The sequence below is a fragment of the Capnocytophaga sp. oral taxon 326 str. F0382 genome (assembly GCF_000318295.1).
GTDB lineage: Bacteria > Bacteroidota > Bacteroidia > Flavobacteriales > Flavobacteriaceae > Capnocytophaga > Capnocytophaga periodontitidis.
The window spans coordinates 1-3,462 of record NZ_KB291364.1; the positions used below are offsets into that span (position 1 = coordinate 1).

Consider the following 3,462-nt stretch of genomic DNA (forward strand, 5'->3'; position numbering starts at 1 on the left):
AAATTTTAACACATTTTGATAAACACAAGTGAAAAAATATTACCTTTGTGCCATTATAGTTAAAGCCATAATATATGAGTAAAGCTTCTGAATTAAAAAGAATTCAACACTTTAATCTTCCTGATTCTTATAAGGAAGTTCTTACGCAATTTGAGTTTTTTTGTTTATATGAATATGAAGGTAGAGAAATAGAGCTTTGGAGCTTTGCTAATTTGTTTTCTTATATAAGCAGAGATTATTATCAATGGGAATTGCTTAAGTATTTTTCGGCTCCTAATGCTGAACATACTTTTACTTTTGGCAGCTCGCACGATGACGCCCGATTGTATTTTGACCTTACTGACTTTTCGGTATGGGAATATTGGCTTGATGATGACTCTACTGATAAAGTGGCAGATAGTTTTGATAAAATTATTTCAAAGGCAAAACTTATAGATAAAGAATAACAAAAGATTTAAGCGATGATACACTATTTAAAAACAGATGCTACGGTGCCACAAGCCGAAGGAAACATTGTTATCGCCCATATTTGTAATGATATAGGCGCTTGGGGAAAGGGATTTGTGTTAGCACTTTCCAAACGCTGGAAATACCCCGAAAAACAATACAAACAATGGTATAAAGAAGGTGAAGATTTTGCCTTAGGAGAGGTACAATTTGTATCGGTAGAAGAGAAGATATGGGTTGCAAATCTCATTGGGCAACACAACATATATAAAGATGAAAACGGTGACCCGCCTATTCGTTATGAGGCAGTGAAAAAAGGTTTGCAACAAATAGCCGATTTTGCTTATGAAATAAATGCCAAAGTGCAAATGCCTCGCATAGGTTGCGGATTGGCAGGAGGCTCTTGGGACAGAATTGAGAAACTTATAAGGCAAACACTTTTAAGGAAAAACATCGAAGTATTTGTTTGTGATTTATAACCTTATTTTTATTTTTTACCTTTTAGCTTTTATCCTGAAAAATAATGAACATCAAACTTCTCGCGGTGGGCAAGACCGATAATCCTGCTTTGCAACAGCTTATTGATATGTATGAAAAACGACTTTCGTATTACATCAATTTTGAATTGCAACTCTTGCCCGATATTAAGAATAGCAAATCACTATCGGAAGAGCAACAAAAAGCAAAAGAAGGGGAGCTTATCCTCGGCAATGTAGCTTCGTCTCATCATCTGATACTCTTAGACGAACGTGGCAAAGAGTTTACTTCAGTAGCTTTCGCCGATGAATTGCAAAAGAAAATGAATGCCGGCATCAAGCAGCTCACCTTTGTGATTGGGGGACCTTATGGTTTTTCAAAAGAAGTATACGACCGTGCTAATGGCAAGTTGTCACTTTCCAAACTCACCTTTTCACACCAAATGATACGCCTATTTTTTGTAGAACAACTCTACCGTGCTTTTACGATTCTCCGTAATGAGCCCTATCATCATCAATAATATTAATTTCTCAAAACAACACTCCCTCCATCCAACCCGTCTGCCCGTCCAACCCGTCTAATTTGTCCGACTTGTCTAACTCGTCCAACCCGTCTAATTTCTCAAAAAAACACTCCCTCCATCCAACCCGTCTGCCTCCCCTAGCGATTCTCCGAGATTCTCTAAGTCTCTCCCTCCTCCCTTCTCATCGCTACACTTTACCAAAATTTCTTGCCTGTGCGGCTCGCACAATTCTCCCTCACAAATTGGCAAATTCACAAATTATTACTACATTTGCCCCCGAAAACTCAAAATAAGAAAAAACTATGAAATGGGAAGGAAGACGTCAAAGTAGTAATGTTGACGATCGCCGTGGTATGCGCGGCAAAGGCGGACTTATCGCTGGCGGTGGTATCGTCGGTATCATCGTCGTATTATTGCAACTATTTGGTGGCGAAACAGGACAACAAGTAGCCTCTGTTGTAAACCAAGTAGCAGGTGGTAACCAAACACAACAAGCAGTAGAACGTGTAGAACTCACTGCCGAACAGAAAATAATAGGCGAATTTACGGCTACAGTACTCGCTGATACCGAAGATGTTTGGGAAAAAGTATTTGCTCAAAATGGATTAGGTACCTATAAAAAACCTACCTTAGTACTCTTCACCGAAAATGTCAGCACCGGTTGCGGTAATGCTACGGCAGCCGTAGGTCCTTTTTATTGCCCTGCCGACCAAAAGCTCTATATGGATATGGACTTTTTTGAAGAACTCAAATCTCGATTCGGAGCTAAAGGCGGTGACTTTGCTATCGCTTATGTGATGGCTCACGAGGTGGGGCATCATATTCAAACGCTCTTGGGTACCTCTCAGCAAGTACGCCAAAAACAACAAGGGCTTTCCAAGGCTGCTGCCAATAAATGGTCTGTAGCTCAAGAGTTGCAAGCCGATTTCTATGCAGGAGTTTGGGCGCACCACAATCAAAAATATTTGGATACCGATGATATCGACGAAGCACTTAGTGCCGCAAATGCTGTAGGTGATGATGCTATACAAAAACGTATGCAAGGGCACGTAGTCCCCGATTCCTTTACTCACGGTACTTCTGAACAACGAAAATATTGGTTTACCAAAGGCTATAACACTGGCGACATCCGTCAGGGTAATATTCAAACTATTTATGAACAAACAAGTAATCGTTAGAGATTTAGGCAATAAAGATTATAAAGAAACTTGGGACTATCAAGAAAACCTCTTTCAAAAAATTGTCGATCAGAAAACAAATAACCGAGCTAATAACACTCACTTACCTACCGATAATTATTTTCTCTTTGTAGAGCATCCTCACGTCTATACCTTGGGCAAAAGCGGACATATAGAGAATTTGCTTATTGATGAAGAAGGATTAAAGAAAAAAGGAGCTACTTTCTATAAAATTAATAGGGGAGGGGATATCACCTATCACGGTCCTGGTCAAATTGTAGGCTATCCTATTTTAGATTTAGATAACTTTTTTACTGACATTCACAAGTACCTTCGCTTTTTAGAAGAAGTGATCATTCGCACTCTTGCTGATTATGCTCTCAAAGCAGAGCGCAGTGAAGGTGAAACAGGCGTTTGGCTTGATGTAGGAACTCCTTTTGCTCGCAAAATTTGTGCAATGGGTGTCCGCTGTTCCCGCTGGGTAACGATGCACGGATTTGCCCTAAATGTAAATACTGATTTGGGATATTTTGATAATATTATCCCTTGTGGAATTCGCGGTAAGGCAGTAACCTCACTAAATGTAGAATTAGCCAAAGATAAAGTGGATATAGACGAAGTAAAATCGCATATCCTAAAGCATTTCAAAGAAATGTTTGAAGCTGAATTTATATAAAAAAAAAGAGACTATCTGAAAAGTCTCAAAATCGCTTTTGCGTCGCTACACTTTGCCAAAGTTTTAATTGCTCGTCGTGCTACGACCTTTGGCAAAGTAGACCACTCTGATTATCAATAATTTTTTGAAGTATGTTATGTAGGGGCGTTTTGCAAACGCCC

The 3,462-nt window shown here is 39.3% G+C and carries 5 protein-coding genes; all 5 read left to right on the plus strand.

Going from position 1 to position 3,462, the window contains the following annotated elements; all coding sequences use genetic code 11:
- Nucleotides 1–74: 74 nt before the first annotated feature.
- The 5 genes from HMPREF9073_RS01585 to lipB all read left to right on the plus strand — a co-directional run bounded on the left by HMPREF9073_RS01585 (nucleotide 75) and on the right by lipB (nucleotide 3,301).
- Nucleotides 75–446 (plus strand): SMI1/KNR4 family protein, encoded by a 372-nt coding sequence (locus HMPREF9073_RS01585; protein WP_009412229.1) that lies wholly within the window; start codon nucleotides 75–77, stop codon nucleotides 444–446.
- Between the two features lie 15 nt (nucleotides 447–461).
- Nucleotides 462–926 carry a macro domain-containing protein gene (locus tag HMPREF9073_RS01590; RefSeq protein ID WP_009412230.1) on the plus strand — a complete coding sequence of 155 codons (465 nt, stop codon included), beginning with the start codon at nucleotides 462–464 and terminating at the stop codon, nucleotides 924–926.
- Nucleotides 927–970: 44 nt separating this feature from the next.
- Nucleotides 971–1,444 carry a 23S rRNA (pseudouridine(1915)-N(3))-methyltransferase RlmH gene (gene rlmH, locus HMPREF9073_RS01595; RefSeq protein WP_009412231.1) on the plus strand — a complete coding sequence of 158 codons (474 nt, stop codon included), beginning with the start codon at nucleotides 971–973 and terminating at the stop codon, nucleotides 1,442–1,444.
- Nucleotides 1,445–1,749: 305 nt separating this feature from the next.
- Nucleotides 1,750–2,625 (plus strand): neutral zinc metallopeptidase, encoded by an 876-nt coding sequence (locus HMPREF9073_RS01600; RefSeq protein WP_009412233.1) that lies wholly within the window; start codon nucleotides 1,750–1,752, stop codon nucleotides 2,623–2,625.
- Nucleotides 2,603–3,301: a lipoyl(octanoyl) transferase LipB gene (lipB, locus tag HMPREF9073_RS01605; protein ID WP_009412234.1), complete on the plus strand. Its 699-nt coding sequence runs from the start codon at nucleotides 2,603–2,605 to the stop codon at nucleotides 3,299–3,301. The genes HMPREF9073_RS01600 and lipB overlap by 23 nt, the downstream gene beginning before the upstream one ends.
- The last annotated feature ends 161 nt before the right edge of the window (nucleotides 3,302–3,462 follow it).